20 protein-coding genes and 1 tRNA gene are annotated in these 23,132 nt (G+C 64.2%); 13 read left to right on the top strand and 8 right to left on the bottom strand.

What is annotated here, in order from left to right; translation table 11 throughout:
• Nucleotides 1-119 precede the first annotated feature (119 nt).
• From AC07V5_RS12865 to AC07V5_RS12830, 8 genes are all read left to right on the top strand, one after another.
• Complete coding sequence (locus tag AC07V5_RS12865) at nt 120-1,793, top strand: serine/threonine protein kinase (protein WP_495116068.1); 1,674 nt, start codon at nt 120-122, stop codon at nt 1,791-1,793.
• Nucleotides 1,790-3,028, top strand: coding sequence for an OmpA family protein (locus AC07V5_RS12860; RefSeq protein ID WP_495116067.1), 1,239 nt, complete (start codon nt 1,790-1,792; stop codon nt 3,026-3,028). The genes AC07V5_RS12865 and AC07V5_RS12860 overlap by 4 nt, the downstream gene beginning before the upstream one ends.
• A 285-nt stretch (nt 3,029-3,313) precedes the next feature.
• Nucleotides 3,314-4,426: an EAL domain-containing protein gene (locus AC07V5_RS12855; protein ID WP_495116066.1), complete on the top strand. Its 1,113-nt coding sequence runs from the start codon at nt 3,314-3,316 to the stop codon at nt 4,424-4,426.
• 83 nt (nt 4,427-4,509) lie between these two features.
• Nucleotides 4,510-5,700 (top strand): vWA domain-containing protein, encoded by a 1,191-nt coding sequence (locus AC07V5_RS12850; RefSeq protein ID WP_495116065.1) that lies wholly within the window; start codon nt 4,510-4,512, stop codon nt 5,698-5,700.
• On the top strand, nt 5,700-7,493 hold the full coding sequence (locus AC07V5_RS12845) for an autotransporter assembly complex protein TamA (protein ID WP_495116064.1): 1,794 nt from the start codon (nt 5,700-5,702) through the stop codon (nt 7,491-7,493). Before AC07V5_RS12850 ends, AC07V5_RS12845 begins: the two co-directional genes overlap by 1 nt.
• The gene (locus tag AC07V5_RS12840) at nt 7,490-11,371 is read left to right on the top strand and encodes a translocation/assembly module TamB domain-containing protein (RefSeq protein WP_495116063.1); all 3,882 of its coding nucleotides are present in this window, start codon (nt 7,490-7,492) and stop codon (nt 11,369-11,371) included. The genes AC07V5_RS12845 and AC07V5_RS12840 overlap by 4 nt, the downstream gene beginning before the upstream one ends.
• Before the next feature lie 144 nt (nt 11,372-11,515).
• Nucleotides 11,516-11,818 carry a hypothetical protein gene (locus tag AC07V5_RS12835; RefSeq protein WP_495116062.1) on the top strand — a complete coding sequence of 101 codons (303 nt, stop codon included), beginning with the start codon at nt 11,516-11,518 and terminating at the stop codon, nt 11,816-11,818.
• Between the two features lie 78 nt (nt 11,819-11,896).
• Entirely contained in the window at nt 11,897-12,220 is a 324-nt protein-coding gene (locus AC07V5_RS12830) for a hypothetical protein (RefSeq protein WP_495116061.1), read from the top strand.
• Between the two features lie 39 nt (nt 12,221-12,259).
• Here the strand turns inward: AC07V5_RS12830 and AC07V5_RS12825 are convergent, their stop codons facing one another.
• Entirely contained in the window at nt 12,260-12,607 is a 348-nt protein-coding gene (locus AC07V5_RS12825) for a GFA family protein (protein WP_495116060.1), read from the bottom strand.
• Between the two features lie 316 nt (nt 12,608-12,923).
• Here AC07V5_RS12825 and AC07V5_RS12820 point away from each other — a divergent pair.
• Nucleotides 12,924-12,998 (top strand) — tRNA-Arg (locus AC07V5_RS12820).
• A 90-nt stretch (nt 12,999-13,088) separates the two neighbouring features.
• On the opposite strand, the gene AC07V5_RS12815 is transcribed toward AC07V5_RS12820, so the two are convergent.
• Entirely contained in the window at nt 13,089-13,295 is a 207-nt protein-coding gene (locus AC07V5_RS12815; protein ID WP_495116059.1) for a hypothetical protein, read from the bottom strand.
• A gap of 175 nt (nt 13,296-13,470) precedes the next feature.
• Between AC07V5_RS12815 and AC07V5_RS12810 the strand changes: the two genes are divergently transcribed.
• Together AC07V5_RS12810 and AC07V5_RS12805 are read left to right on the top strand one after the other, a co-directional pair.
• Nucleotides 13,471-13,719 (top strand): helix-turn-helix domain-containing protein, encoded by a 249-nt coding sequence (locus AC07V5_RS12810; RefSeq protein WP_495116058.1) that lies wholly within the window; start codon nt 13,471-13,473, stop codon nt 13,717-13,719.
• A 5-nt stretch (nt 13,720-13,724) separates the two neighbouring features.
• Nucleotides 13,725-14,414: a hypothetical protein gene (locus tag AC07V5_RS12805; RefSeq protein WP_495116057.1), complete on the top strand. Its 690-nt coding sequence runs from the start codon at nt 13,725-13,727 to the stop codon at nt 14,412-14,414.
• On the opposite strand, the gene AC07V5_RS12800 is transcribed toward AC07V5_RS12805, so the two are convergent.
• Together AC07V5_RS12800 and AC07V5_RS12795 are read right to left on the bottom strand one after the other, a co-directional pair.
• Nucleotides 14,411-16,342: an N-6 DNA methylase gene (locus AC07V5_RS12800; protein ID WP_495116056.1), complete on the bottom strand. Its 1,932-nt coding sequence runs from the start codon at nt 16,340-16,342 to the stop codon at nt 14,411-14,413. The genes AC07V5_RS12805 and AC07V5_RS12800 overlap by 4 nt on opposite strands.
• A gap of 416 nt (nt 16,343-16,758) precedes the next feature.
• Nucleotides 16,759-17,199, bottom strand: a complete 441-nt coding sequence (locus AC07V5_RS12795; protein ID WP_495116055.1) for a DUF6641 family protein — start codon at nt 17,197-17,199, stop codon at nt 16,759-16,761.
• 333 nt (nt 17,200-17,532) lie between these two features.
• Between AC07V5_RS12795 and AC07V5_RS12790 the strand changes: the two genes are divergently transcribed.
• On the top strand, nt 17,533-18,999 hold the full coding sequence (locus tag AC07V5_RS12790; protein WP_495116054.1) for a hypothetical protein: 1,467 nt from the start codon (nt 17,533-17,535) through the stop codon (nt 18,997-18,999).
• 18 nt (nt 19,000-19,017) lie between these two features.
• On the opposite strand, the gene AC07V5_RS12785 is transcribed toward AC07V5_RS12790, so the two are convergent.
• Nucleotides 19,018-19,296 carry a hypothetical protein gene (locus AC07V5_RS12785; protein ID WP_495116053.1) on the bottom strand — a complete coding sequence of 93 codons (279 nt, stop codon included), beginning with the start codon at nt 19,294-19,296 and terminating at the stop codon, nt 19,018-19,020.
• 14 nt (nt 19,297-19,310) lie between these two features.
• Here AC07V5_RS12785 and AC07V5_RS12780 point away from each other — a divergent pair, with 14 nt between their 5' ends.
• Nucleotides 19,311-19,880: a tyrosine-type recombinase/integrase gene (locus tag AC07V5_RS12780; protein ID WP_495116052.1), complete on the top strand. Its 570-nt coding sequence runs from the start codon at nt 19,311-19,313 to the stop codon at nt 19,878-19,880.
• A gap of 149 nt (nt 19,881-20,029) precedes the next feature.
• Here the strand turns inward: AC07V5_RS12780 and AC07V5_RS12775 are convergent, their stop codons facing one another.
• The 3 genes from AC07V5_RS12775 to AC07V5_RS12765 all read right to left on the bottom strand — a co-directional run bounded on the left by AC07V5_RS12775 (nt 20,030) and on the right by AC07V5_RS12765 (nt 23,065).
• Nucleotides 20,030-20,764, bottom strand: coding sequence for a hypothetical protein (locus AC07V5_RS12775; RefSeq protein WP_495116051.1), 735 nt, complete (start codon nt 20,762-20,764; stop codon nt 20,030-20,032).
• A gap of 41 nt (nt 20,765-20,805) precedes the next feature.
• Nucleotides 20,806-21,669, bottom strand: a complete 864-nt coding sequence (locus AC07V5_RS12770; RefSeq protein WP_495116050.1) for a hypothetical protein — start codon at nt 21,667-21,669, stop codon at nt 20,806-20,808.
• 376 nt (nt 21,670-22,045) lie between these two features.
• Nucleotides 22,046-23,065 (bottom strand): tyrosine-type recombinase/integrase, encoded by a 1,020-nt coding sequence (locus tag AC07V5_RS12765; protein WP_495116049.1) that lies wholly within the window; start codon nt 23,063-23,065, stop codon nt 22,046-22,048.
• Nucleotides 23,066-23,132 lie beyond the last annotated feature (67 nt).

The following is a 23,132-nucleotide window of genomic DNA, read 5'->3' as shown; positions in this document are numbered from 1 at the left end:
CACTGCATAATCGTTTTACCCCTCAGCCAAGCGCCCATGCCCATCCAGTTCTTCTACACGCTGCGCGCCGCCGAGTTCGAGGTGGCGGTGCACGGGTACCTGACCTTGCTTGCGCAGCAATGAGCGACGCGGCCGCCGATCCGTCCGGGCGTCGCACGCCAGAAGACCCGGCAGAGCCCACCATCGCCCTGCCGACCCCGTTGACGCCGGGGCACACCATCCCATCCGGCACACGCATCCACGACTACCGCATTGACCGGGTGCTGGGAGAAGGCGGCTTCGGCATCGTCTATCTCGCCACCGACGTCGTCCTGGAGCGGCAAGTCGCCATCAAGGAATACCTGCCCTCCTCGATGGCAGCGCGCGCCGGGAATTCGCTGACGGTGCTGGTCAAGTCGCCCAACCACGCAGAGACCTTTGCGATAGGGCTGAGGAGCTTCGTCAACGAGGCCAAGCTGCTGGCCCGCTTCGACCACCCGGCGCTGCTCAAGGTGCATCAGTTCTGGGAGGCCAACGGCACCGCCTACATGGCCATGCCCTACTACCAGGGGCTGACGCTGAAGGAGTCGCTGGCCAAGCTCGGCCGGCTGCCGACCGAGGCCGAGGTGCGCGCCTGGCTGATGCCGCTTCTGGATGCGCTGGAGGTGCTGCACAACGAGCACTGCTATCACCGCGACATCGCGCCGGACAACATCCTGCTCACCGACCACGGCCCGCTGCTGCTGGACTTCGGCGCCGCGCGCCGCGTCATCGGCGACCTCACACATGCCCTGACCGCCATGCTCAAGCCGGGCTTTGCGCCCATCGAGCAATACGGCGAGATGCCTGGCATCACCCAGGGCCCCTGGACCGACATTTTCGCGCTGGCCAGCGTGCTCTACGCCGCCATCAGCGGCGGCCGCACGGTGGCCTCCGTCGAAAGGCTGCTCAACGACCAGTTGCGCCCGCTGGCCACGGTGGCGTCCGGTCGCTGCGGCAATGCCTTCCTCGCTGCCATCGACGTCGCGCTGTCCATCCACCCCAAGGACCGCCCGCAATCGATCGCCGAGTTCCGGGCGCTGCTCACGACCGACGACACGCAGGCCATCGATCTGCTCGAACTGCAGGCCTTGGGCCTCCCGACAGGCGACGAAACGGTGCTGCTGCCGGACTTCGACCCGACTCAGGTCGCGCCGGGCAACCCCTTGCTCGCGCCGCGGGAGCCGACACGCCCGCCGCCCCCGCCACCGCCCGCCCCGGCCCCCGTACGCCCGCCTGTGGTGGTGCCGCCAGCCCCGGTGCAGCCCGCCCCGACGCCGCCTCGACCCACGCCTCCCCAAGTGCCCAGCGCCGTGGCCTCGCAAGCGCCCGCGCCGCCCGTGCCGCGCCGCACCCTTGTGCTTAGCCTGGCAGGCTTGGCGGGGTTGACCGCGGTGGCCTGGGGCGGCTATCGCCTGCTCTCCACACCGGCGCCCTCTGAACTGCCGTCATCACCCACCTCGGCTCCAGCCGCCTCCAGCCTTCCGGAAGCCCCGGCAGCCTCAGCGGCTTCCGCCTCGGACACCCCCTCCTCCGCCACCATGGTGCCGCCCGCACCCACGCCAGCGTCCGCACCAGCACCCACGCCAGCACCGCCAGCCTCAGCGCCGACACCCACCGCCGTGGCGCCGGCCGCGTCCAAGCCACGCCCTGCCGCGCTCGCCCCTGCACCCTCTGCCACGAAAGGTGCAAAGTGCAGTGATATTCTGCAAAAGGCCTCACTGGAACCGCTGACTGCGAACGAGGCCGCTTACCTGAAGAAGGAATGTCGATGAGTAGCGCCAGCCACACGAGTCGCATCAATTTTTCAGTGCGCCTGGGGCGTGCCGCCCTGCTGGGCTGCCTGGCCCTGTTGGCCGGCTGCCTCGCGACGGCGCCGCCACAGCCCACGGTATCGACCAACGACCTGTCCTTCAACCAGGCCGTGGCTCTGGCGACCGATGGCCTGGTGGCCCAGACCCAGAAGCTGCCCGCCTTCCTGGCGATGGTGGAGTCCCAGCTTGTCAAGAAGAGCGTCGTCGTTGATCCCATGATCGACGCGGCGAGCGGCCAGCAGACCCAGACCACGCAACTGCTCGAACGCCGCATCGCCGAGCGCCTGGCAGGGCGCACGGAAGGCAGCTTTGACCTGCTGCCCTTCAAGACGGAGAACCTGTCCAAGGTTCAATACCTGCTGACCGGAACGCTGACCCGGCAGCAGGGCGGCACCGGCAAGCAGCCGCTGAACATCAACCTGGCACTGGTGGAGATCAAGACGGGCCGTGTGGTGGCACAGGCCTCGGCGCTGGCCCGCGATGACGGCCTCAACCACACGCCCCTGGCGATCTACCAGGACAGCCCGGTGCTGGTGAAAGACAAGGTGGTCGACGGCTACATCAGCACGGCGTTGACGACGCCGGGCGGCGCGGCCAACGCCGTCTACATGGAGCGCGTTGCGGTGGCCAGCGTCATCAGCGAGGCCGGCACCCTCTACAACGCCGAGCGCTACCCGGAGTCGCTGGCCAAGTACCAGGAGGCCCGCAGCCAGGCCGGGGGCGAGCAACTGCGCACGCTCAATGGCATCTACCTCAACAACGTCCGGCTGGGGCGCATCGCCGAGGCGGAGCGGGCTTTCGGCCAGATCGTGGGCTACGGGCTGCGCTCCAACAAACTGGACGTGAAGTTCCTCTTCAACCCTGGCAGCACGGAGTTCTGGTCCGACCCCAAGGTCAGCGGGGCGTATCCGATGTGGCTCAGGCAGATCGCCAAGGAAAGCGCCGGCGCCCGGGTCTGCATGGTCATCGTCGGGCACACCAGCCACACCGGCTCGGAGCAGACCAACGACGTGCTCTCGCTGCAACGCGCCACCTTCATCCAGCAGCGCCTGGCAGCTGAAGCATCGGCCCTGGCCCAGCGCATCAAGGCCAGCGGCATGGGCTGGCGCGAGAACCTGGTGGGCAGCGGCAGCGACAACGCGGTGGATGCCCTGGACCGGCGCGTCGAATTCCGCGTGGAGCCCTGTAGTAGCTGAGCCCCTCGCAGGGTCTTGACGCGCTGAACGCGGCCAAGCCCATGCGGTCCCCGAGGGGACGGCGATGCATGCGGCATCGAGCCGCAAACACGTCGCCATAAGGGCCGGCTTGGGAGCAGCCCGGCGCTCGGCCCGAAGTACGCAACACATTGCTCCGGTCAGCCCTCAACCCAGGGGAATGGCCGATGGTCAGCGTCGGCCGATGTGTTTCAGAATGTGCCTAACCCAACGCGCGCACCGAGGCGTGCGGCCGCAAGTCCGCGGCGAGGGGCTCGGAGGGCACGAATGGGCAGTACGCCTTGGTTCCTGGAGAGCGTGGCCGCCGGTGGTTCGCGCGTCACGCATCGCATCGACCGGTTGCCGTTCAGCGTCGGCCGCGACACAGGCAATGACCTGACCATCGAGGCCGCTGGCCTGTCTCGACGGCATGCCGAGTTGCAGTCGGACGACAAGGGCGGCTTGCTGCTGGTCGACCTGGGCAGCACCAACGGCACCTTCGTGAACCGCGAGCGCCTGGCGGCCCCGCGGCCACTGGCGCCGAACGACATCATCCATTTCTGCAATGCCGAGTTCCGCCTGACGCACGACGAGACGCAGGCATCGGCCACCCTGTCCGAGCCCTTCCCGGCGCACACGCGGATGGTGTCGCAGAACGTCAGCCAGCTCAGCCAGAACTTCGTTCGCCACGAGGCGCAGTTCATGGAGTTCCTGGCCGGGCGCGGCATGGCCGCGGCAGCGCAACCCATCGTCGACGCCCACACAGGCAAGCTGCTCGCCTACGAGCTGCTGGGGCGCTGCACGCACCCGGAGCTGCCCGGCTCGCCGATGCACTTGTTCATGATGGCCGCCGCGCTGCGGCGCGAGGCCGAGCTGAGCGCGGCGTTCCGCTCCTATGGCGTGGAGGCGCTTGCGCCCAAGGCCCAAGGCGTGGGCGTCTTCGTCAACACCCACCCGACCGAGACCTTCACGGACGAGTTTTTCGACTCCCTGCACGGGCTGCTGGCCCTGCCCGGGAGCCCGCATCTGGTGGTGGAGGTGCACGAAAGCGCGGTGGTCGAGGTTGAGCGCATGCGCGAGTTGGCCGCGCGCCTGGGCGGCATCGGCGTGAAATTCGCCTACGACGACTTCGGCGCCGGCCAGGCGCGGCTGAACGAGTTGGCCGAGGTGCCTGCGCACTTCGTCAAGTTCGACATGGGCATCGTGCGCAACCTGCACAAGGCCAGCGAGCGCAAGCAGCGCATGGTGCGCGACCTGGTGCGCATGGTGCTGGAGCTGGGCTCGGTGCCCTTGGCCGAAGGCGTGGAGCAAGAGGAGGAGGCCCAGATCTGCCGCGACATGGGCTTCCGCCTGATCCAGGGCTATCTCACGGGCAAGCCCGTCATGGTGGACAAGCTGTAGCGGCACAGCCGCACTGACAAGTCGGCACAGCGAGACGGGGTTGGCTCTGCATAATCCGCAGAAACCCGACCTCGCTTCGCTTCATGCTCATCCAGTTCTTCTACACGCTGCGCGCCGCCAAGCTCAAGGTGACGGTGCCCGAGTACCTGACGCTGCTGGAAGCCCTGCAGGCCGGCGTCATCGGCGGCCCCGACAACGGCGGCACGGCCAGCATCGACGACTTCTACACCCTAGCCCGCACAACCCTCGTCAAGGACGAAACCCAGTACGACAAGTTCGACCGCGCCTTCGCCGCCTACTTCAAGGGCGTGGAGATGCTGACCGACTTCACCGCCGAGGTGCCGCTGGAGTGGCTGCGCAAGCAGCTGGAGATCGAGCTCTCGCCCGAGCAGAAGGCCGCCATCGAGAAGATGGGCTGGAACGAGCTGATGGAGACGCTGAAGAAGCGCTTCGAGGAACAGAAGGAACGCCACGAGGGCGGCAACCGCTGGATAGGCACCGGCGGCACCAGCCCCTTCGGTAACAGTGGCTACAACCCGCAAGGCATCCGCATCGGCGGCTCGGGCGGCAACAAGAGCGCCGTCAAGGTCTGGGAGCAGCGCGCCTACCGCGACTACGACGACACGCTGGAGCTCGGCACGCGCAACATCAAGGTGGCGCTGCGCCGCCTGCGCCGCTTTGCCCGTGAAGGCTCGGAGCTGGAGCTGGACCTGGACGGCACCATCCATGGCACGGCCGCCAATGCCGGCATGCTGGACATCCGCATGCAGCCCGAGCGCCACAACAAGGTCAAGGTGCTGCTGCTGATGGACGTGGGCGGCACGATGGACGAGCACGTCAGCCGCGTGGAAGAACTCTTCAGCGCCGCCAAGACCGAGTTCAAGCACCTCGAGTTCTATTACTTCCACAACTGCGTCTACGACTTCGTCTGGAAGAACAACCGCCGCCGCTTCGCCGAGAAGCTCAACACCTTCGACCTGATCCGCAAGTACAACCGCGACTACAAGCTCATCTTCGTCGGCGACGCGACGATGAGCCCCTACGAGATCCTGCAGGCCGGTGGCAGCGTTGAATACAACAACGACGAGCCCGGTGCCGAATGGATACAGCGGCTCACCCACGCCTTCCCCAAGTACGCGTGGATCAACCCCGAGCCGCAAGGCGTCTGGCAGTACCGGCAGAGCATCGCGCTGATCCAGCAGCTGATGCAGCAGCGCATGTTCCCGCTGACCCTCTCCGGCCTCGAAGGCGCGATGCGGCTACTCAGCAAATGATGCGTCTCCTTGCACTGCTTGTGGCAGTGCTGCTGAGCGGCTGCGCGACACCCGCCCCCGCGCCGAAGCCCGAAACCGCGCCTGGCCTCCCGGCAGACGCACCCGCCGTCTACAGCCTGGATATCCGCGTCGATGACAGCGCCCTGCGCAACCTGCTGCTGCAGAACCTCGACCTCGCCCGCTACCGCGCCAGCGAGGCCGCGCTGAGCCGCGTGGAGCTGGCGCGACTGGCGGCCGCCGCGCCCGCACAGGCCGAGACCTTGCTGGAGACCGAAGGCTATTTCAACGCCAAGGCCGACGTGGACCGCGACCCCGCGGACGACACCAAGCTGCGGCTGAGCGTCACGCCCGGCCCGTTGACGCGCGTCGACAAGCTCGAGATCGAGTTCACCGAAGGCCTGGCCGAGGACGACGCCAAGGCGCTGCGCGAAAGCCTGCGCGCCAGCTGGCCGCTGAAGAGCGGTGCCGCCTTCACCCAGGCCCAGTGGGCCGCGGGCAAGAGCGACCTGCTGCTGCGCGCACGCACCGGCGGCTTCCCGCTGGCCCGCTGGGCCGACACCGCCGCCCGCGTCGACCCCGACACGCAGACCGCTGAACTCCACCTCGTGCTGGCCAGCGGCAACCGCGCCAAGCTCGGCGCGCTGCGCATCGAAGGCCTGAAGCGCCAGAGCCGCGAGGCCGTCCAACGCCTGACCGGGTTCGACACCGGCGACGGCTACACCGAGCAAAAGCTCGCCGAGTTCCAGGAGCGCCTGGCCAAGACGCAGCTCTTCGACGCCGTGCGCGTGCAACTGCTGCCCGAGACGCCGGACCCCGACGGCAGCATCCCAGTGCTGGTCACGCTCACCGAGTCCGCGCTGCAGCAAGCCACCGTCGCCGTGGGTTATCACAGCAACACCGGCCAGAGCATCAGCGTCGAGCACCTGCACCGCCGGCCCTTCGACCTGCCCGTGCGCGCCCGCACCAAGCTGCAGCTCAGCCGCGACCTGCGCGGCGCCGAGCTGGAGCTCAGCTCCCACCCCCAGCCCGACCTGAAGCGCAATCTCGCGTCCCTGCAGTTCGAGCAGGACCGCACCGGCGACACCATCGCCACCAACCTGGGAGTGCGCCTGGGCCGGATCTACGAGTCCACGCAGGACGAGCGCCTGAGCTACGTCGAGCTGCTGCGCGCGCGCGAAACCGCGGGCAGCGAGGTCAACACCAACCTCGCCGTGTCCCTCAACCAGCAGTGGATACGCCGCCGCCTGGACAGCTCCCTGCTGCCCACCGACGGCCACCATGCCCTGGCCCTCATCGGCCTGGGCTACGCGCGTGGCGGCGGCACGGACGACAGCGGGCCGTTCGGCCGCATGCAGCTCAAGCTCGGCGTCTACAAACCGCTCGGCGGCTGGTACGCCTCGGCGCGCGCCGAGGTGGCGCAGGTTGTCGCGCGCGGCAGCGTCGGCGTGCCCGAGAAGCTGCTGTTCCTGGCCGGCGGTGACGAATCCGTGCGCGGCTACGCCTACCGCAGCCTCGGCGTGGAGAGCAAAGGCCTGACCGTGGGTGGCCGCGTGCTCGCCACCGGCAGCCTGGAAATCGCACACCCGCTGTTGACAAGCATGCCCAGCCTCTGGGGCGCGCTGTTCGTCGATGCCGGCAACGCCGCCTCGCGCTGGACGGAATACCGCCCCGTCGTCGGCTACGGCGCCGGCGTGCGCTGGCGCAGCCCCGTCGGCCCGCTGCGTGTTGACCTGGCCCGGGCGCAGGAAACCGGCAAGTGGCGCCTGCACTTCTCCGTGGGGATCACGCTGTGAGGCGCAGCTTGCGCATCCTGCGCGCCAGCCTGATCGCGCTGGCGCTGCTGATCGCCATGGCGGTGGCCTTCGTGGCCTGGCTGCTGAATCGACCGTCCGGCGGTGCCTGGCTGCTGGCCCATCTGCCCGGCGTGCAGATCGAGGCGCCCGAGGGCTCGCTGATGGGCGACTTCAGCGCCCGCCGCCTCGTGCTCACCTGGGCCGGCGGCTCGGCCGAGCTGCGCGGCCTGCGCTGGAAGGGCCTGGGGGTCAGCGCCAGCGACGGCCTGCTGCTGGCGCAGGAGCTGGCCGTGGACGAAGTCAACATCCGCAGCCAGGGCAGCGACACGCCTCTCGCCCCGCCACCCGACCTGACGCTGCCGCTGGGCGTGCAGATCGCCAGCCTGCGCATCGCCAAGCTCAGTTGGGCGGCCGATCAGCCGCCGCTGCTCGGCCTGGATGCCCAGCTCGACCTGCCCCGCCGCGGCAGCCACCGCATCGACCTCAGAGCCGCGCGCTGGCAACACCTGACGCTGGCCGGCAAGGCCCGCATCGACAGCGCCGCGCCGCTGCAGACGGACGCCACGCTGCGCGTGCAGCAGACCGAAGCCACCGACCTGCCGTGGTCAGCCATCGCCGCCGCCACCGGGCCGCTGGCCAAGCTCAAGGCCAAGGCCGAGCTGGAGGCCGCGCGCCAGACGCTGAAGGCCGATGGCGAGATCCAGCCCTTCGCACCCTGGCCCGTCAACGCGCTGCAGCTGAAGGCCGACAAGCTCGACCTGGCCGCTCTCATGCCCGGCCTGCCGCGCACGGCACTCAGCGGCGAGGCGCAGCTGAAGGCGCCGGCCCGCGATGCCGAGGCCACGCTGCAGGCCGACCTGCGCAACACCGCCGCCGGCCGCTGGGACCAGGGCGCCCTGCCCGTGAGCCGCCTCGTGCTCGCGCTGGCCGGCCGGCCCGACCAGCCCACCAGCCTGCGCCTGACCGCGCTGGACGCCGAACTGCCCGGCGGTGCCCGCGTGCAGGGCAAAGGCCAGCGCGAGGCCGACGGCCGCTGGCAGCTCGACGCGCGCGTGCAGGGCCTGCGCCCCGAGGCGCTGGACGCGCGCGCCACGCCGGCGCGGCTGGACGGCCCGCTCACACTCGCCGGCAGCAAGGCCGGCCCGCTCAGCGCCAAGCTCGACCTGGCCGGCACGCTGGACAAGCGCCCGCTGCGCGTGAAGGCCCAATTGCAGGGCGAGGGCACCAAGTGGCAGATCGCCGACGCCCAGCTCGCCAGCGGCGACGCAACGCTGCAGGCCAGCGGCCGCATCGACACCGCCGGCGCCGCTCAACTGAAGGCCCAGGTGCGCCAGCTCGACCCGCACCTGCTGTGGCGTGGCACGCCCGGTTCCGCCTGGGCCCGCCTGCCCGGCCCGACGCGGCTGAACGCCGATGCCGACATCGACCTGCGCGGCAAGACGCTGGCCACGCTCAGCGGCAGCGTGGACGCACGCCTGCTACCGGGCCAGTTCGCCGGCCTTGCGCTCGAAGGCCGCGTCAGCGTCAAGCGTGAGCACGCGGCCGATCCCGCCGCCTTCGACATCGACGCAAGGCTGGGCAGCAACCGCATCCAATCCAGCGGCCAGGCACGGCCCGACAACGTCACCGGCACCGCCACGCTGAAAGCCGGCGCACTGGCCGAGCTGAACCCACTGCTGGCGTTGCTCGATCACCGGCCCATCGCCGGCCAGGGCGAGGGCGACGGCAGCTTCCAGCTCGTGCGCACGGCCAAGGGCTGGCAGGCCGGCGGCAACGGCAAGCTCGCACTCACCGGCGCGCGCGCCATGGACACCGTGATCGGCAGCACCAAGGCGCGCTGGGAGCTGCCGCTGCCGGGCGCCGATGGCGACGGCCCCATCGCGCTGTCGCTGGACATCGCCCAGCTGCGCGACCCGCTGGCCCAGCTCGCCAGCCTGAAGATCGAGCTGCAGGGCCGCCGCAGCGCCCATGAAGCCAAGGCCCAGGTCAGCGGCAAGCTCCCCCGCGAGTCGCAGGACCTGAACCTCAACGCCCAGCTCCAGGCCCGCGGCCGCTGGGACGGCCAGGCCTGGGCGGGCCGCGTCGCCCGCATCGACATCGGCCCGCTGCGCCCCAACACGCCGCCGCTGCTGGCCGCCACCGACATCGGCCTGCGCTGGGCCAGCGACGGCCCGCTGCTCACGGCCGAGCCCGGCCGCGCCGAGGTGGGCGGCGCCTTCGTGCGCTGGCAGAAGCTGAGCTGGAACGGCGGCGAACGGCCCGAAGCGCGCGCCGACCTGCAGCTGGAAGACCTCGCCGTGGCGCCGCTGCTGGCGCGCTGGCAGCCCGACTTCGGCTGGGGCGGCGACCTGCGCGTGACCGGCCACGCCTCGCTGCTGCTGAACGACAGGCTCACGGCCGAGCTGCTCATCGAACGCCAGAGCGGCGACCTGCGCGTAACCGACGAGTTCGGCCAGCGCGCCCTGGGCCTGACCGACCTGCGCCTGGCGCTGAACGTGAATGACGGCGTCTGGCGCTTTGCCCAGGGCGTGGCCGGCAGCGAGCTGGGCAGCTTCGGCGGCGCGGTGACGCTGCGCCCGCCCAAGCTGTGGCCCGATGCGCAGACGCCCGTGGAAGGTGTGCTGCAGGCCAACGTGGCCCACCTCGGTACCTGGGGCAGCTGGGTGCCGGCCGGCTGGCGCCTGGGTGGCCGCGCGGCCGCCACGGTGCAGCTGAGCGGGCGCCTGGGCGCACCCGACCTGACCGGCCGCGCTGAAGGCGAGAACCTGGCGCTGCGCCATTTGCTCTACGGCGTGGACGTGACCGAAGGCCGCTTCACGCTGGACCTCAAGGGCCAGCACGCCGAGCTCTCCAAGCTGGAGGCACGCGGCGGCGACGGCTGGCTGCGCGCCAGCGGCAAGGCCGAGCTCGGCGCCCAGCCCACCGCCCACGTCGAGATCGCGGCCGACAAGCTGCGCGTGCTCTCGCGCGTGGACCGCCGGCTGGTGGCCAGCGGCACGGCCACGCTGGACCTCGACCCCAAGGGCCTCAAGCTCGACGGCAAGCTGCGCGCCGACGAAGGCCTGTTCGACTTCAGCCGCAGCGACGCGCCAGGCCTGGCCGACGATGTCACCGTGCTGCGCGGCCCGCGCGACGCTGCACCCACCGCGCCCGCGGCGCCCAAGGCCGCGCGCAACACGCTCGTCAACCTGGCCGTGGATTTCGGCCGCGACTTCAAGGTGCGCGGCCGCGGCCTGGCGACGACGCTGCGCGGCCAGTTGCAGGTCACGCAGAACAACGGCCCGCTGCGCGTGACCGGCAAGCTCGACGCCGATGGCGGCCAGTACGCCGCCTATGGCCAGAAGCTGGACATCGAGCGCGGCGACATCAGCTTCACCGGCGCCTACGACAACCCCTCGCTGGACCTGCTGGCCGTGCGCCCCAACCTCGACATCCGCGTGGGCGTGCGCGTAGGCGGCACCGCGCTGGCCCCGCGCGTGAGCCTGTACTCCGAGCCCGAGATGGTCGACACCGACAAGCTCTCCTGGCTGCTGCTGGGCCGCGGCCCCGACGGCCTGGGGCGCACCGACACGGCGCTGCTGCAACGCGCCGCGCTGGCGCTGCTCAGCGGCGAAGGCGAAGGCCCGACAGGCAAGGTGCTGCGCAACCTGGGGCTGGACGAGCTGTCGCTGTCGCAGAGCGACGACGACACCCGCGCCACCATCGTGCGCCTGGGCAAGCAGCTGTCACGGCGCTGGTACGTCGGCTACGAGCGCAGCCTGAACGCGACGACGGGCTCCTGGCAGCTCATCTATCGCATCGCCCAGCGCTTCACCCTGCGCGCCCAGGGCGGGGACGACAACGCCCTCGACCTGATCTGGCAGTGGAAGTGGAACTAGCCGCTGCCTTGCGCGGCCAGCGGCGTCCTACAACGCGACGCGTTGCCTCTCCCATCCGCCATCCCGACCTGCCTACACATTTCGAATCTCATCGAGACCAAAGTTGTCTCATCAACCCCGCGTTGATTCCGATGGAGGTTCACGATGACCCAGGTTCAGCTCAACCCCGCGACGGCGCCCACGGCGCTGCCGGTTCCGCAGTCCGCATCCAAGACGACGCTCGCCGACGCGCTGCCGACTGACGCCGAGCCCACGCATCTGTTGCATTTCGAGCCCCTAGCCTGGCAAGGCGCGGGTCTCGACATTCCCTGCGACGGCCAAGGCCGCGTCGGGCTGGACGCCTTGGGCGACAGGCTGCGCAACGACTACTTCTTTGCGCGCGCCCTGATCGGCCGCCTGTTCGCCAAGCCCACCGTCAAGCAGGCCTTGCCGATGCTGCACGCCTGAGCGATCAGGCGCTGTCCTACAGCCGTGCCCCAGCCTGCCCGACAACGGCTGTCACGAAGCTCCGCGAGGATCCCGGCCATGTTCACAGACTCACTCTCCCCGCTGACGGTGCCGCATCTGCCGGTGGCCGCCGACCTCGTCGATGCCGATCTCGACGTCTCCCTCAGCACGCCGTCCACGCTGGTCGTCAACGCCAGCCTGGAATTGCAAACCAGCGAAGCCATGGCCCTGGCCCTGGTCATCCCGCGTTCGCGTTGCCAAGGGGAGCGCCCTCGCCTGGCCGCCCTGCTGGACGCCGTGCAGGCTGCCGTGGCCCGCGCCACGCGTGGCGGCACCCTGCACCAGCCCCGCCGCGTGCTCACGCGCGTGGCCGGCCAGCCCCACCTGGTCACGCAGTTCTAGGGCCTGTTAACGCTGTGGCAATGGGTCGCGAAGGCCCGCCTATTTCGATCGCCCGTCGAACTCCGTGACGGGCACGGCCTTCAGGTCGATGCCTTCCAGGCAGCGGATGTTGATCGCCGCCATCGCAGCGCCGTTGGGCCCCTTGCCTTCCCCGTAGGGATGCATGCCGCAGGTCGGGCAGAAGCGGTGCTGGATGACGTGCTTGTTGAAGGTGTAGCTGCTGGCGTTCTCATCCGGCGTCAGCAGCTTCAGCGCGCCGCGCGGCACGAACCACAGCAGCGAGCCCTTGCGCTGGCAGATCGAGCAGTTGCACGACAGGGCCGAGTCGATATCGCCCTCGACCTCGAACTTGATGCGGCCGCAGTGGCAGCTTCCCAGGTGTGTCATGTCGGAGCCTCCTTGTGCAGGCAGATGCTGCCAGAAAGCCCATGCCACCCCATGCGAGAATCCGCGCCGCTCCACCGGCAGTCCTGCCGCACCGAGGGCTCTCTCCGTAGTTCAATGGAAACGACTGCTGCGTGCGCAAAGCTAGTGTTTATGGGGCCTGCAGCAAGGGTGTGACAGCACTGTCACTCTTTTGTCACACCCTTGCAGCAAGTGCACGCAAAGAAAACTACTGTGTTTTTATACAGTATTTGTCAGCTTGATCGTCGGTTTAGGTTATCTACACGAGGGCCATAGTTACACTGTCGCCCCGCCTTCCCTCTCCGTCGTCTAATGGATAAGACAGCCGCCTCCTAAGCGGCAAATCTGGGTTCGATTCCCGGCGGAGGGACCAGTCGCTTACGTCCAGGAATTCAGAGAAATTTCCGGACATGTCGTGTCGCACGACATTCGCGCAGACCTCTCTCGACGTTGATCGACAGCGCTAGGCCTTTGGCTTGATCGTCTTCGTGGACGGCGGCTTCGGCTTGATTGGACGATCCTGGCGCGCGCCCTTGGCGGCCTTGCTACCTGCGTCGTCCGCCTGTGTCCGAAGCTGCGCTGCCTTCGCAGCCGCCACCGCTGCTCCCGTCCTTAGTTGTTGTTCGCGCCTCTTGTCCGCGCTGGCGACTTCGATCTCTTCCAGTCTCATCCTTGCCCCTCCTGCTGCACGTATTTAGCAGCAATGGAGAAGCACGGACACGGGCGCTTCAGACGAAAGCAGGAGCACCCTCGCTCGATAACCTCGCACGATGGCGCCCTATGCCAGCCAAATGAACGTTTGATACCGATAGTCTGTCGCCTCAAAGTCATCTTTCGCACATGATGTGCCGGTGGAGAAAAATGAAGACGGGCTAAAAGCGTTCGGGTTGGCAGTTCGCCAGCATCGGCTGCGCCTAAGCCTCTCTCAGGACGCCTTTGCTGACTTAGTCGGACTTCATCGGACTTATATAGGTGGCATTGAGCGAGGGGAGCGAAATATTGGTCTGTTGAACGTCTTCGCATTGGCAAAGACGCTAGGCATCCCGGTTTCAGAACTTCTCCAAACAACAGAGAACATTCTGAAAAGGGAGTAGAAAAAGTGATCTTTTGCGGCAAAACCATCCCACCACGCAAGAACAACAAGTACGACCCAGACGATATGCAACGGTGCTATCGGGAAAGTGGGCACACCGGCAAGTGCGACTCATATCCGTACCTGGATCATATGGATGGCGCAGCCAAGAAAGTGCGCCAAAAGATCATTCGCGACGCGACGAAGACAACAGGCGCGGCGTGGAAAAGTGACGACGCGGGTCCGAATCGTATTTCTCGATGGGTAATGCAAATGTCGGACGAACAGTTGCAGCAGCTGGGGTTGAACATGGCTGCACTCAAGCCCGGTGTCGTAGCCAAGCTTCGCGACAAAGCAGCCTCCTACGAAGACTGCATGAGTTGTGCGCAATATCTGACATGGCTCGCATATGGAATGCGGAATGCACCTCCACCTGATGCAGCCACTCGAACCTATCTTGAAGCCCTGTTCGGCCCGATCGTTGAGACCAACACGACTTGCCTGATCTGCAAGGAAACTCTCGATTTTGCGGATTTCAGTGAAGCGCGCCGAGGAAGAGCTTTGATCGAAACAGCACATGCCAGCCCACGGTTACACCAACCCGGCAACATTGGATTTGCTCATCGCCATTGCAACATCGCGCAGGGCGACAAGGATCTGGATCAGTTCTATGACTGGATTTCCGAAATCCTTGCGCGAGCCAGGGGCGGTGCCTAAAGCTCAATCTCAGGAGCTGACATCTCTTTAAGTTGCGCAAGATGCTGGGCACGCCCTTGCAATAGCGCCTTAAATCGATCAATCTTGGACTGCCACGGGCCGCCAGAGTGCAAAAGCGGGATACGAAGTTCCTGCAAACGAGACCCCAAGGTTCCGAGTGTGGACTGGATAAAAACCAGTCCACGCAGATGAACCTTAACTGAAGGCAAATTTAGGGCGTAAAGCAGAGCATACGGATCCAACTTCGTTGCATCGGCAACGCTGACTATCCTCAAATGGCTTTGGGCGACGCACTTAACGCTATGCTCGTCCAAAATGGCGGTTGTCCCGATTCTATACCGACCGTCCACAACTATAAGAATATCACCAACGCGCAAATTCTGTTGAGGGGCATAATCTGCATACACCTGCTCACTCACCGCCTTTGTCGGGTCGACAGAGATCTCAAAATTCGCAAGATCTGAAGTTCTAACGAAAGGGATATCTCCCGTTCCGTATGCGTCAGACCCCACTTCGTGGCCCTTCTTAAGCGTGATCAACTTCTTTTTGATCAAATCCCCAAGTGAAAAATACTCCGCTTGTTCAAAGCCAGGCTCAACACTCGTGCCTTCGGCTTTGTAATAGTGGTACCTGGGGACAAGATAGTCACCGCTAAGCTCAGTCTCGCGCCAAATACTTTCGGCTGCGGAGTAGCTTCGGCCAATATGCTCGAAATCGTCCGGATACAAGTCACCCGACGGACGCATTGAACGTCCTCGCCTATCGTGACCGCAGTTCAAAGCCACCGCCAGCTTTGTGGTCGTGGCTCCGACGTTTTTCGCCTTCTTGTGCCGTTGGAAAAATAGAACGTTTGTCTTTGTGTCAGTGCCTGGCTGGAACGTGGTTCGCGGGCAGTCCAACAAAGCGAGAATTTCACCCTTGCTGCGCAGCCAATCCCAAATATAGGACGTTTGGCGATTGCCAAACATACCCTCAGGCAAAACTATTCCCATCCTCCCTCCCGGCTTCAGCGCCCGCACGCAGAATTCAAGGAAGAGTACTTGGGGGTCCTCACTCGTCGACAAGGCGGACGTTTTCTCCCAAGAATCCCCACCAGCCTTGGTCCAGACATGCCCAAAATCGAAGTCTTTTAGAATCTCTGGCTCTTTCACTCCAATCTTCGCTCCGAACGGTGGGTTTGTCAGCACAATATCAAAGGCCCCCTCTGCTTGGCCATTGAAGTGCTCTCGCCACTCGGCGGCGCTCAGCGAGTTGAAATTGGCAATTTCACCTTGCTTACCGCCCTTGAGAAGAACCGTCAGCAACGCGCTCCCCAAGCGCGCCAATCCCGCGTCCTTGTCCACGCCAACTAAGCGGCCACGTGACTCTTTCCTTGGATACTTCTTCAGCTGATACAAATATGTTTCCGCCAAGAAGCCTCCGGTCCCGGCTGCGGGATCCAAGACTGTTTCGCCCGGCTGTGGGTCCAGCACTTCAACCATGCAACGAACAAGCGACTTAGGCGTAAAAAATTGCCCCTTCTCGCCTCGTAAACGAGGTCCCATCAACGCTTGAAATGCCTCACCTACAGAATGAGCAGGGGCGTGCGATAGGTCTATGTTGTCGAGTTCGGCTAACGCAGTTCTAAGGGACTCGTCACCGAGACTGAATTTCTGTTCCGGCGTCAGGAGGTGCGGGAAGCTTTCTCGAAGCACAGGAAGAAGGCAATCGCGAGAAGAACCACCGCCCATAAATGCCTTAAAAGAAGCCACTCCCCCGGAGAAGTCGGCGGCGAGCTTGACCAGCAGGAGCAGCGCGAGATCCTCGATGATTGCTTCGGCTCGGCTTGCCTTACTGTTGGTGTATAGGTGGTAGTAAAGCCGCTTGAAACTCTCTGGCAGGTTGTGGTGACTGGACTCGCCTGCCAGTTGCTTTGACGTCTTCGTCATCTATGCCTTCTATGAGTAGCACAACACAAGGTGTATTGTAGTCGTTGGCTTTGGTCGGCGCGACAAGGAGCTGTGCATTTACACAGCGTTATCACGCATCCCAAGTCAGTGACAGCAGCACGCGCTTTGGCACGACAGCAGGCAGGCAGAGCGCCGTCGCTGCAGCGTCCATCGTGACGCTTGAGTTGCGTAAGCGCACAGCCACCCAGACCCGCACAGCGCATCACACGAGTCCACAAGATGTGCCCTTGCCTAAGTCGGCACGCTGATTACGTTGCCACGCCCGTACTTGGCTTCTAGCATCGCCTTCGCCGCTATCGGACTGGTCGCAATGACCGTGGCCCAGACGACCATCGTTCCCCGACCAGAAGCGTGCGGTACACGCACGGTGGCGCGATACGTCTTCACGCCGCCGCTCACTTCTTCTTAAAGCCGTCGCGCAGCGAGCCACTGGCCTGCTCGATCTGCGCATCCAGTTCGCCGGCCTGAACTGCGTCCTTGACGGCTTCCAGAGCAGCGACCAAGTCACCCATGCTGCCGATCTCGATAGCATTCTTGCCCTTGGCCAGTTCGATGGGTCGCGCACCGTAGCGCAAGGCCAGCATCAGCTTTCCGTTCGCCGACTTCCACCACCACGGCTTCACGCGAACAGCCATCTCGACCTGTCGCCGCTGGCCAGATTCGGAGTCTTGAACAAACTTCACGCGTTTGGCGGCGTAGGTGTCGCCTGCGATTGCCGCCTTTGCGGCAAAGATTTGGTGGTCGATTTTCCCAGTCAGCTTGCTGCGACGCAGAACCTCGGGCGACTTGCGATCTTGCGTGGCGCTCACGAGCTTGAATTTTGCCAAAGCACTCATCTTCCTAACTCCGTTGTTGAACGTGCTATGGCAGTGTGCTTTCTTCAAGAAAGGACCGCGACCGGTGTCCGGCCAGACCGGCGGCACATTCGGTTGTCCTGAGTTCAGAAAAGTGCTTCTGGCCGCCCTGCTTTCCCGGTAAATAGCTGGGGAGAGCAGAAGTGCACATGCTTGTAGTACAGAGCAACTGAGCTGACCAATAAATGGGATCTAGACCTGATTGGCCTCCGCTTTACTGCTTCAACTGCTCCTCCCCCGCAGATCAAGAACAAGACGAAAGGGAAGGATATGAGAGACAAGTTGAAGGCGGCACTGCTACGGCACAGCCCCGATATGAAAGATCGCATCGCGGACCGCTGCGTAGTCCGCTACCGGGCGGCCGTCATGCAAGAAGTCGCGATGCAGTTCGCCTTGATGACGCGAGACGACTTCACCGCCGGCGAGATGAACTTCAGGGCTGAGCACGTCATGCACGCCTGTGGGCAGGTGCAGTCGTGCGGCGAGCGCACCCGAGTCTGGTCGCTGATGCAGAGCCATGCCGAGACCAGCCTTGTGATCAACGCGTACCGAGGCAACAGCTTGAGCGGGCGCATCAGTCGCGTGACCCTGAACCCCAAGTACAAGAAGGACATCATGGACGAACTCAAATCACTGGCGCTCGAACTAAACCCCACCCATCTACAAGACCTAGAGGAACGGGCGAACTGGGATGTGGTCGTTGCGCCCAATGCGCTCCAGTCGTACATCACGCACACACGCCGTTCCCTCAACAGCGGCGACCACGGCGAGCAGTACCAAGCAAAGCTCACACGCGCCCTATGCATCGCCAATGCACTCAAGTCGCAGGTCAAGAGCCTGCCCGATGGCACGCACTACATCAGCGAGTACTGGGAAGAGATCGACAGCGGGCGCGTCTACGGGCATGGACTCAGCCTGCAACGCGTCCCCAGGGAAGTACGTCATGCAGCGCTTGGGCCCTGCCACAAGTACGACTTCAAGGCCAGCAGCTACGCACTGATGACTTCGTTGGCGCTACAGATCGATCCGACGCTGCGGGTCGAGGCGATCAGGTACTACGTCAAGCATCGCAGCCATGTCCGTAGCCGCATCGCGGAGCAAATAGGCATCAGCGAGGAATGGGCGAAGTCCGTGTTTACGGCTCTCGGCTTCGGCGCAGAGCTGAAGAACACGCCGTTCAACACCATTCGCAAGCAGCTCGGCCATGACAAGTACCACACGCTCATCGGCAATGACGAGTTTGCTGCCATCGCAAGCCAGTTCAAGGCGGTGTGCAAGACCATCCTATCGGCCTTTTCCGGCGATGGATTCGAACTCTGCGGACGCACGTACTCGCCCACAGACCCCAAGACTGGCCGCAAGCGGACGGCCAACCAACGGTTGGCCTGGATCTATCAATGCTTGGAGAGCACGGCGCTGCAGACCTTCATCGACCACGCCGACGCCTCACCGCTGCTCGCCGCCCACGATTGCCTGTATTTCAAGCACAAGCTCCCGTCTTCATTGGCGGCCGACATCGCCCACCTGCTGTCCCTGCGATTCGAGCTGCTGCGCTTTGAACATGAGCCGATCATCCCGATTCACGCCACCGAAGACCATCGGCCACGTGATTGGCTCATCGCCGAAAAAGACCCCGCGCATCGCGCGTTTATCGCTACGGAAGAGCGGGCGGCCGCCAATTACACCTCTCCGCACTTCATTGCGCATGTTGACGCCCCGCGCTACGCAACAACGCCCTGGGGACCAATCGACGCGGGGGTTTGGGAGCAACGCGCCGGCTAGAAGCTGCAAGCACGAGCATCACCACGGCAAGTGCTCTTGCGCAGGCGTAAAGGCCCCTACAAGCGCGCCGCGCACCAAGAGCAAGGGGTTGGCTGCAGTGCTGGGGGTCAGCGCTTGCAACGTTTCAAAAGCGCCCCCGATCCCCACCGCCCGCAAACCAAATGAAATACGCATTTGATGTAGTTTCGCAGCTATCTCATTGACCTGCATGGAGATTGGGGCCTGGACAAGTTCAGGTCGCGAATCGGAATCAAAGATCACACACTTGCCCGCATGCCATTCATTGGCTTTGGTCATGAAAGGGGGCCGAGTTGGGGCAAGCAAAAACACTTACTGAGCGCGAGCTGAAGCGAGTTTTGGACTTCGCGGCGCTGGGCCGACATGCAGCGCGGGACCGCGCCATGCTGCTGGTGACCTACTACGCCGGCCTGCGCGTCAGCGAGGTCGCGGCACTCAAGTACAGCGACGTTGTCGCCGCGGATGCCACGGTTAAGGCCGAATTTCAGCTCGCCGCGTATCAGACGAAGGGCGGGCATGCGCGAGTCGTGTTCGTCGGCGAGAAACTGCGGCGGGAACTCAGCGCCTACGTCAAGACGCTCAAGAGGCACAACAACGAGGCGTTGCCGTTGTTCCGCACGCAGAAGCGCGACCACTTCACCGCCAACACGCTCTGCCAGCACTTCTTGTGGCTCTATCGCCGCGCCGGCATCGAGGGCGCCAGCAGCCATTCCGGCCGCCGCACCTTCATCACCAACCTCGCCGCCAAAGGTGTCGGCGTTCGCGTGCTGGCCGCACTTGCCGGCCATCGCAGCATCAGCACCACCCAGGCATACATCGACGTCAACGACGACATGAAACGGCGAGCCGTCGAGTTGGCTTGACCAAGTATCGTGAATCACGACAGAGACGACCATGTCCTGCACCCGGATATAGGGCGCCGGACTTGAATTCGCTGCAGAGGCTGTTGGGGGGCCTGTTGGGGCCGCAAAAGAAGCCCGCAACAAGTGCGGGCTCGTGGTGCGGGATCAGCTTAGACCTGCCGACCGGGTAGCAGAAATTGATAGTGGCAGTGCGTCGTCTCGACTTCGAACTTAGCGGCGCCCATGTCCGACACCTGAAGCAGCGTGCTCACGGTGTGCGCCTGGAGTTCGCACAGCTTAATCAGCGAGGCCGACGAGTAGCGGAAGTGCTTTTGCGAGGGCTGGCCCACACAGAAGTCGCTCACCGCGAAGTTGATCTTCTCGCCGCCAAGCTTGTGCTCGGCGGTCAACTTCCCGTTAGCGATGTCGAGCACGAAATGCGGCTCGTGGATGTCCTTCTCGCCCTCCTGGCGCAGCTTCCCACGCCAATACTTAAGCAGCTGGACGCCATCGGCGGTAGGCGTGGAAGAAATGTTGAAGACGGCACCTTTAAAGGGTGGCACCCTGATGTTCGTCTTCGTCGCCTCCTCGCTCCACAACGGCAGGTTGTATCGATGGGCGCCACCATTCAGCTCGATGAACTTGCCGAACTTGCCAGTGCCCACGGCGCAAGTCATGGTCAGGCGGTTGAACCCAGGTGCGTTCAACATCGAGCGGAGCATGTCGAGTTCCAGCCCGCAGATGCCGTCGATGAACTCAATCGGCTCCCTCGTCTTGCCGTAGACCACCAAGCGCTTGTCAGTGCTAACGGCTCTGAAGGTGCAGGGGTCGTCAATGCGCAGTGCGTAGAAGTCAAAGCCGCCAAGGATGTCGGTCAGGTCGTAAAGAAAGGTATGAAGTTTCATGATGTTGAAAGGGGGAGGCTTATTCAGCCTCCCCCTCCTCCTTACTTCACGGCAGCCAGCGAGCGTTCGAACGCGGCCAGCGTCGCCTCAGCCACAGCGACGCTGATTTCCAGATCGCGCACCCGGGCCGCGTCATCACCCTGGCGGGCAACTTGCAGTTCGAGCCTCAGCTGGGTCAGCTTCGCGGCCTGCTGCGCAACGTCAGCAGTGAGCGTGTCGATGACAACCTTCTCGGCCTTGGACTTCTGCTTGGGCTTGCCCTCGTCCTCCTTGGCCTTGTCCAGCGCCTCCTTCGCGGCCTTGAACTGCAACAGGACGGACTTGCACTTGTCCGTGTCGAGCAGCGCGTCCTTAATGTCGGCCGTGTCGTCGGAGTTGCGCACAGCAATGAAGACGCGGAACTGCTCGCCCTCCCCCCAGGTCATGCCGTCCATCGTCTCCAGCGTGGGCTGATTGACGCAGGCAGACAGCGCGACCTGGCCCCTGTCGGCACCCGGCGTATTCGCACCCGCAGCCTTGGCACGCAAGCCCTCGAAGCCGCCGGTCGTGTTGTTCACCAGGTCAGCGAAGCCATCGGCCGCAATGCCCTTGTCAGTGGCGACATCGAGAGCGCGGCTGTAGACATGAACTTGCTTGTCGGTCAGTTTCTCGCTGAGGCTGCTGAAGACATAGCGAACGAGGAGGTTGCTAGTGCTGCTGGTGGACTTAAAGCCGATGTCGAGGTCTTTCAGCTTTTGCTTGAGGTTCGACTTGAATTTGTCGAACTCGGCTTTCGACGCTTGATTAGCCTCGTGCCACACAACGTAGACAGAAGACATAAGCGAGATCATCGCCTTGCGCCCGCGAACTTCGAATTGCTCGTGATTCTCCGCAGCCTTGGTGCGAAGCCCGGCGAGCTTCGACATCGCAGTGTCCACGGTAAAAGCGGCAGACTCGTTAGTCGCGCTCACCGTGGCATTACGCACGACGAAAGACGCGTTTGCTTGTTGCTCCGATTCAATAAAATTTGCCATGGGATAACTCCAAAACGCGCATAGCAAGTCGGCCCGCTTTCTCGAAGTGGTACTGATGGGCGGCTATGCGATTGTTGACAGCGTGTTTGTGTGTGCTGCAACGGGAGTAAATGTGCCGACTCTGCTTTCCTTAATCAAAGAACAGACCTAGCGGTTTTACTTTCGTGTGACACCCCTCCCCCCTGCCTCCTACCCACGCGCAGCAGCGCAGCAAGCAGCCGTAAAAAAGCCCCGTCTTGCGGGGCTCAAAAGGGGTCTACAGCGCGTTTTAGCTGGGGTCGGGCACGTCTAGCAGCTCGTCCACGTCCGTCAAGCGCACAGCTTTCTTCATCACCTCGTCCTCGATGACGTGCGCGTAGACCATCGTGGACTGGATCGTCTTGTGGCCCAGGAAGGTCTTGAGTTCCAGCAAGCCCAACCCCGCCTTCAGCAAGTGGACGGCGCGGGTGTGACGCAGGGTGTGGAGGGTGATGCTGCCCCTGCTCTCGTCGAGCTTGGCCCGCGCAACCGCGCCGTTAAACCAGCGGTTGTTGGGATTCCCCGATGTCAGCTGCTTGGCTGAGAACACGAATTCGCCCTTCTCCATCTCGCGTCGCCGAGTCAGGATTTCTCGCATCAACCGTGTCATGTTGATGGTGTTGCTGACACTGCCCTTCAAGCGCTCGACGAAGACAGTCCCGGCATCAAAGTCGATCTGACTCCAGCGCATGCCCGAAATCTCCGTGAGCCTGCACCCCGTCTCGTACAGCAAGCGCACGAGGTCGAAGTTGTCTTGCTTCTGCGCTCTGGTGACGGGATCTTTTGTCGCTTCGGGGTCGAGGGCGGCATACAAACGCATTAGCTCTGCCTTTGACATCCAGACGATCTTGCCGCTGTCATGCTTGATGGGCTTGAGCTTCTTGCGGACCGTGTAGCCCTGCTCCTCAAGAAACTTGAGCATCGCATTGAAGTAGGTAACGCTGACTTTGAGCGTGCTTTCCGCGTAGCCTTCAGCACGCTTGGCTTGGATGACCGCTTGCAGGTCTGCATCTGTGATGCGATCCAAATAGTGGTTCGGTGCGTTCTTGAAGTAGCGGATGTGGATCTCGCAGTTCTGTGCGCTAGGCAGATGACCACGTGACTTGACGAAGGCGTCGATGGCGTCATGAAGCCTGATCGGTTTCTTGCCTGCCAGCACCACTTCCTGTGTCAGCTCATTGACGCGCTTAGCAAGGATTTGCTCTGCAAGACGCCGATTGCTGGTGTGTGTGGTCTCGGCAAGCATGACACCCTTGATGACCTTGCGCATGTGCCAAACACCCCCGCGCAACAGCAGGCCACCATAGTTGGTCTTGCTTCGCTCTTTCTGGTGTTTG

The organism is Roseateles sp. GW821-FHT02E12 (assembly GCF_059421665.1).
The sequence above is the reverse complement of the archived record's forward strand: the minus strand, read 5'-3'. Positions and strand labels throughout refer to the sequence as shown.

Excerpts from the sequence above, each read along its gene's own strand:
- AC07V5_RS12865 (WP_495116068.1), top strand. The coding sequence starts at position 120 with ATGAGCGACGCGGCCGCCGATCCGTCCGGGCGTCGCACGCCAGAAGAC.
- AC07V5_RS12860 (WP_495116067.1), top strand. The coding sequence starts at position 1,790 with ATGAGTAGCGCCAGCCACACGAGTCGCATCAATTTTTCAGTGCGCCTG.
- AC07V5_RS12855 (WP_495116066.1), top strand. The coding sequence starts at position 3,314 with ATGGGCAGTACGCCTTGGTTCCTGGAGAGCGTGGCCGCCGGTGGTTCG.
- AC07V5_RS12850 (WP_495116065.1), top strand. The coding sequence starts at position 4,510 with ATGCTCATCCAGTTCTTCTACACGCTGCGCGCCGCCAAGCTCAAGGTG.
- AC07V5_RS12845 (WP_495116064.1), top strand. The coding sequence starts at position 5,700 with ATGCGTCTCCTTGCACTGCTTGTGGCAGTGCTGCTGAGCGGCTGCGCG.
- AC07V5_RS12835 (WP_495116062.1), top strand. The coding sequence starts at position 11,516 with ATGACCCAGGTTCAGCTCAACCCCGCGACGGCGCCCACGGCGCTGCCG.
- AC07V5_RS12830 (WP_495116061.1), top strand. The coding sequence starts at position 11,897 with ATGTTCACAGACTCACTCTCCCCGCTGACGGTGCCGCATCTGCCGGTG.
- AC07V5_RS12825 (WP_495116060.1), bottom strand. The coding sequence starts at position 12,607 with ATGACACACCTGGGAAGCTGCCACTGCGGCCGCATCAAGTTCGAGGTC.
- AC07V5_RS12815 (WP_495116059.1), bottom strand. The coding sequence starts at position 13,295 with ATGAGACTGGAAGAGATCGAAGTCGCCAGCGCGGACAAGAGGCGCGAA.
- AC07V5_RS12800 (WP_495116056.1), bottom strand. The coding sequence starts at position 16,342 with ATGACGAAGACGTCAAAGCAACTGGCAGGCGAGTCCAGTCACCACAAC.
- AC07V5_RS12795 (WP_495116055.1), bottom strand. The coding sequence starts at position 17,199 with ATGAGTGCTTTGGCAAAATTCAAGCTCGTGAGCGCCACGCAAGATCGC.
- AC07V5_RS12790 (WP_495116054.1), top strand. The coding sequence starts at position 17,533 with ATGAAAGATCGCATCGCGGACCGCTGCGTAGTCCGCTACCGGGCGGCC.
- AC07V5_RS12785 (WP_495116053.1), bottom strand. The coding sequence starts at position 19,296 with ATGACCAAAGCCAATGAATGGCATGCGGGCAAGTGTGTGATCTTTGAT.
- AC07V5_RS12775 (WP_495116051.1), bottom strand. The coding sequence starts at position 20,764 with ATGAAACTTCATACCTTTCTTTACGACCTGACCGACATCCTTGGCGGC.
- AC07V5_RS12770 (WP_495116050.1), bottom strand. The coding sequence starts at position 21,669 with ATGTCGAAGCTCGCCGGGCTTCGCACCAAGGCTGCGGAGAATCACGAG.
- AC07V5_RS12765 (WP_495116049.1), bottom strand. The coding sequence starts at position 23,065 with ATGCGCAAGGTCATCAAGGGTGTCATGCTTGCCGAGACCACACACACC.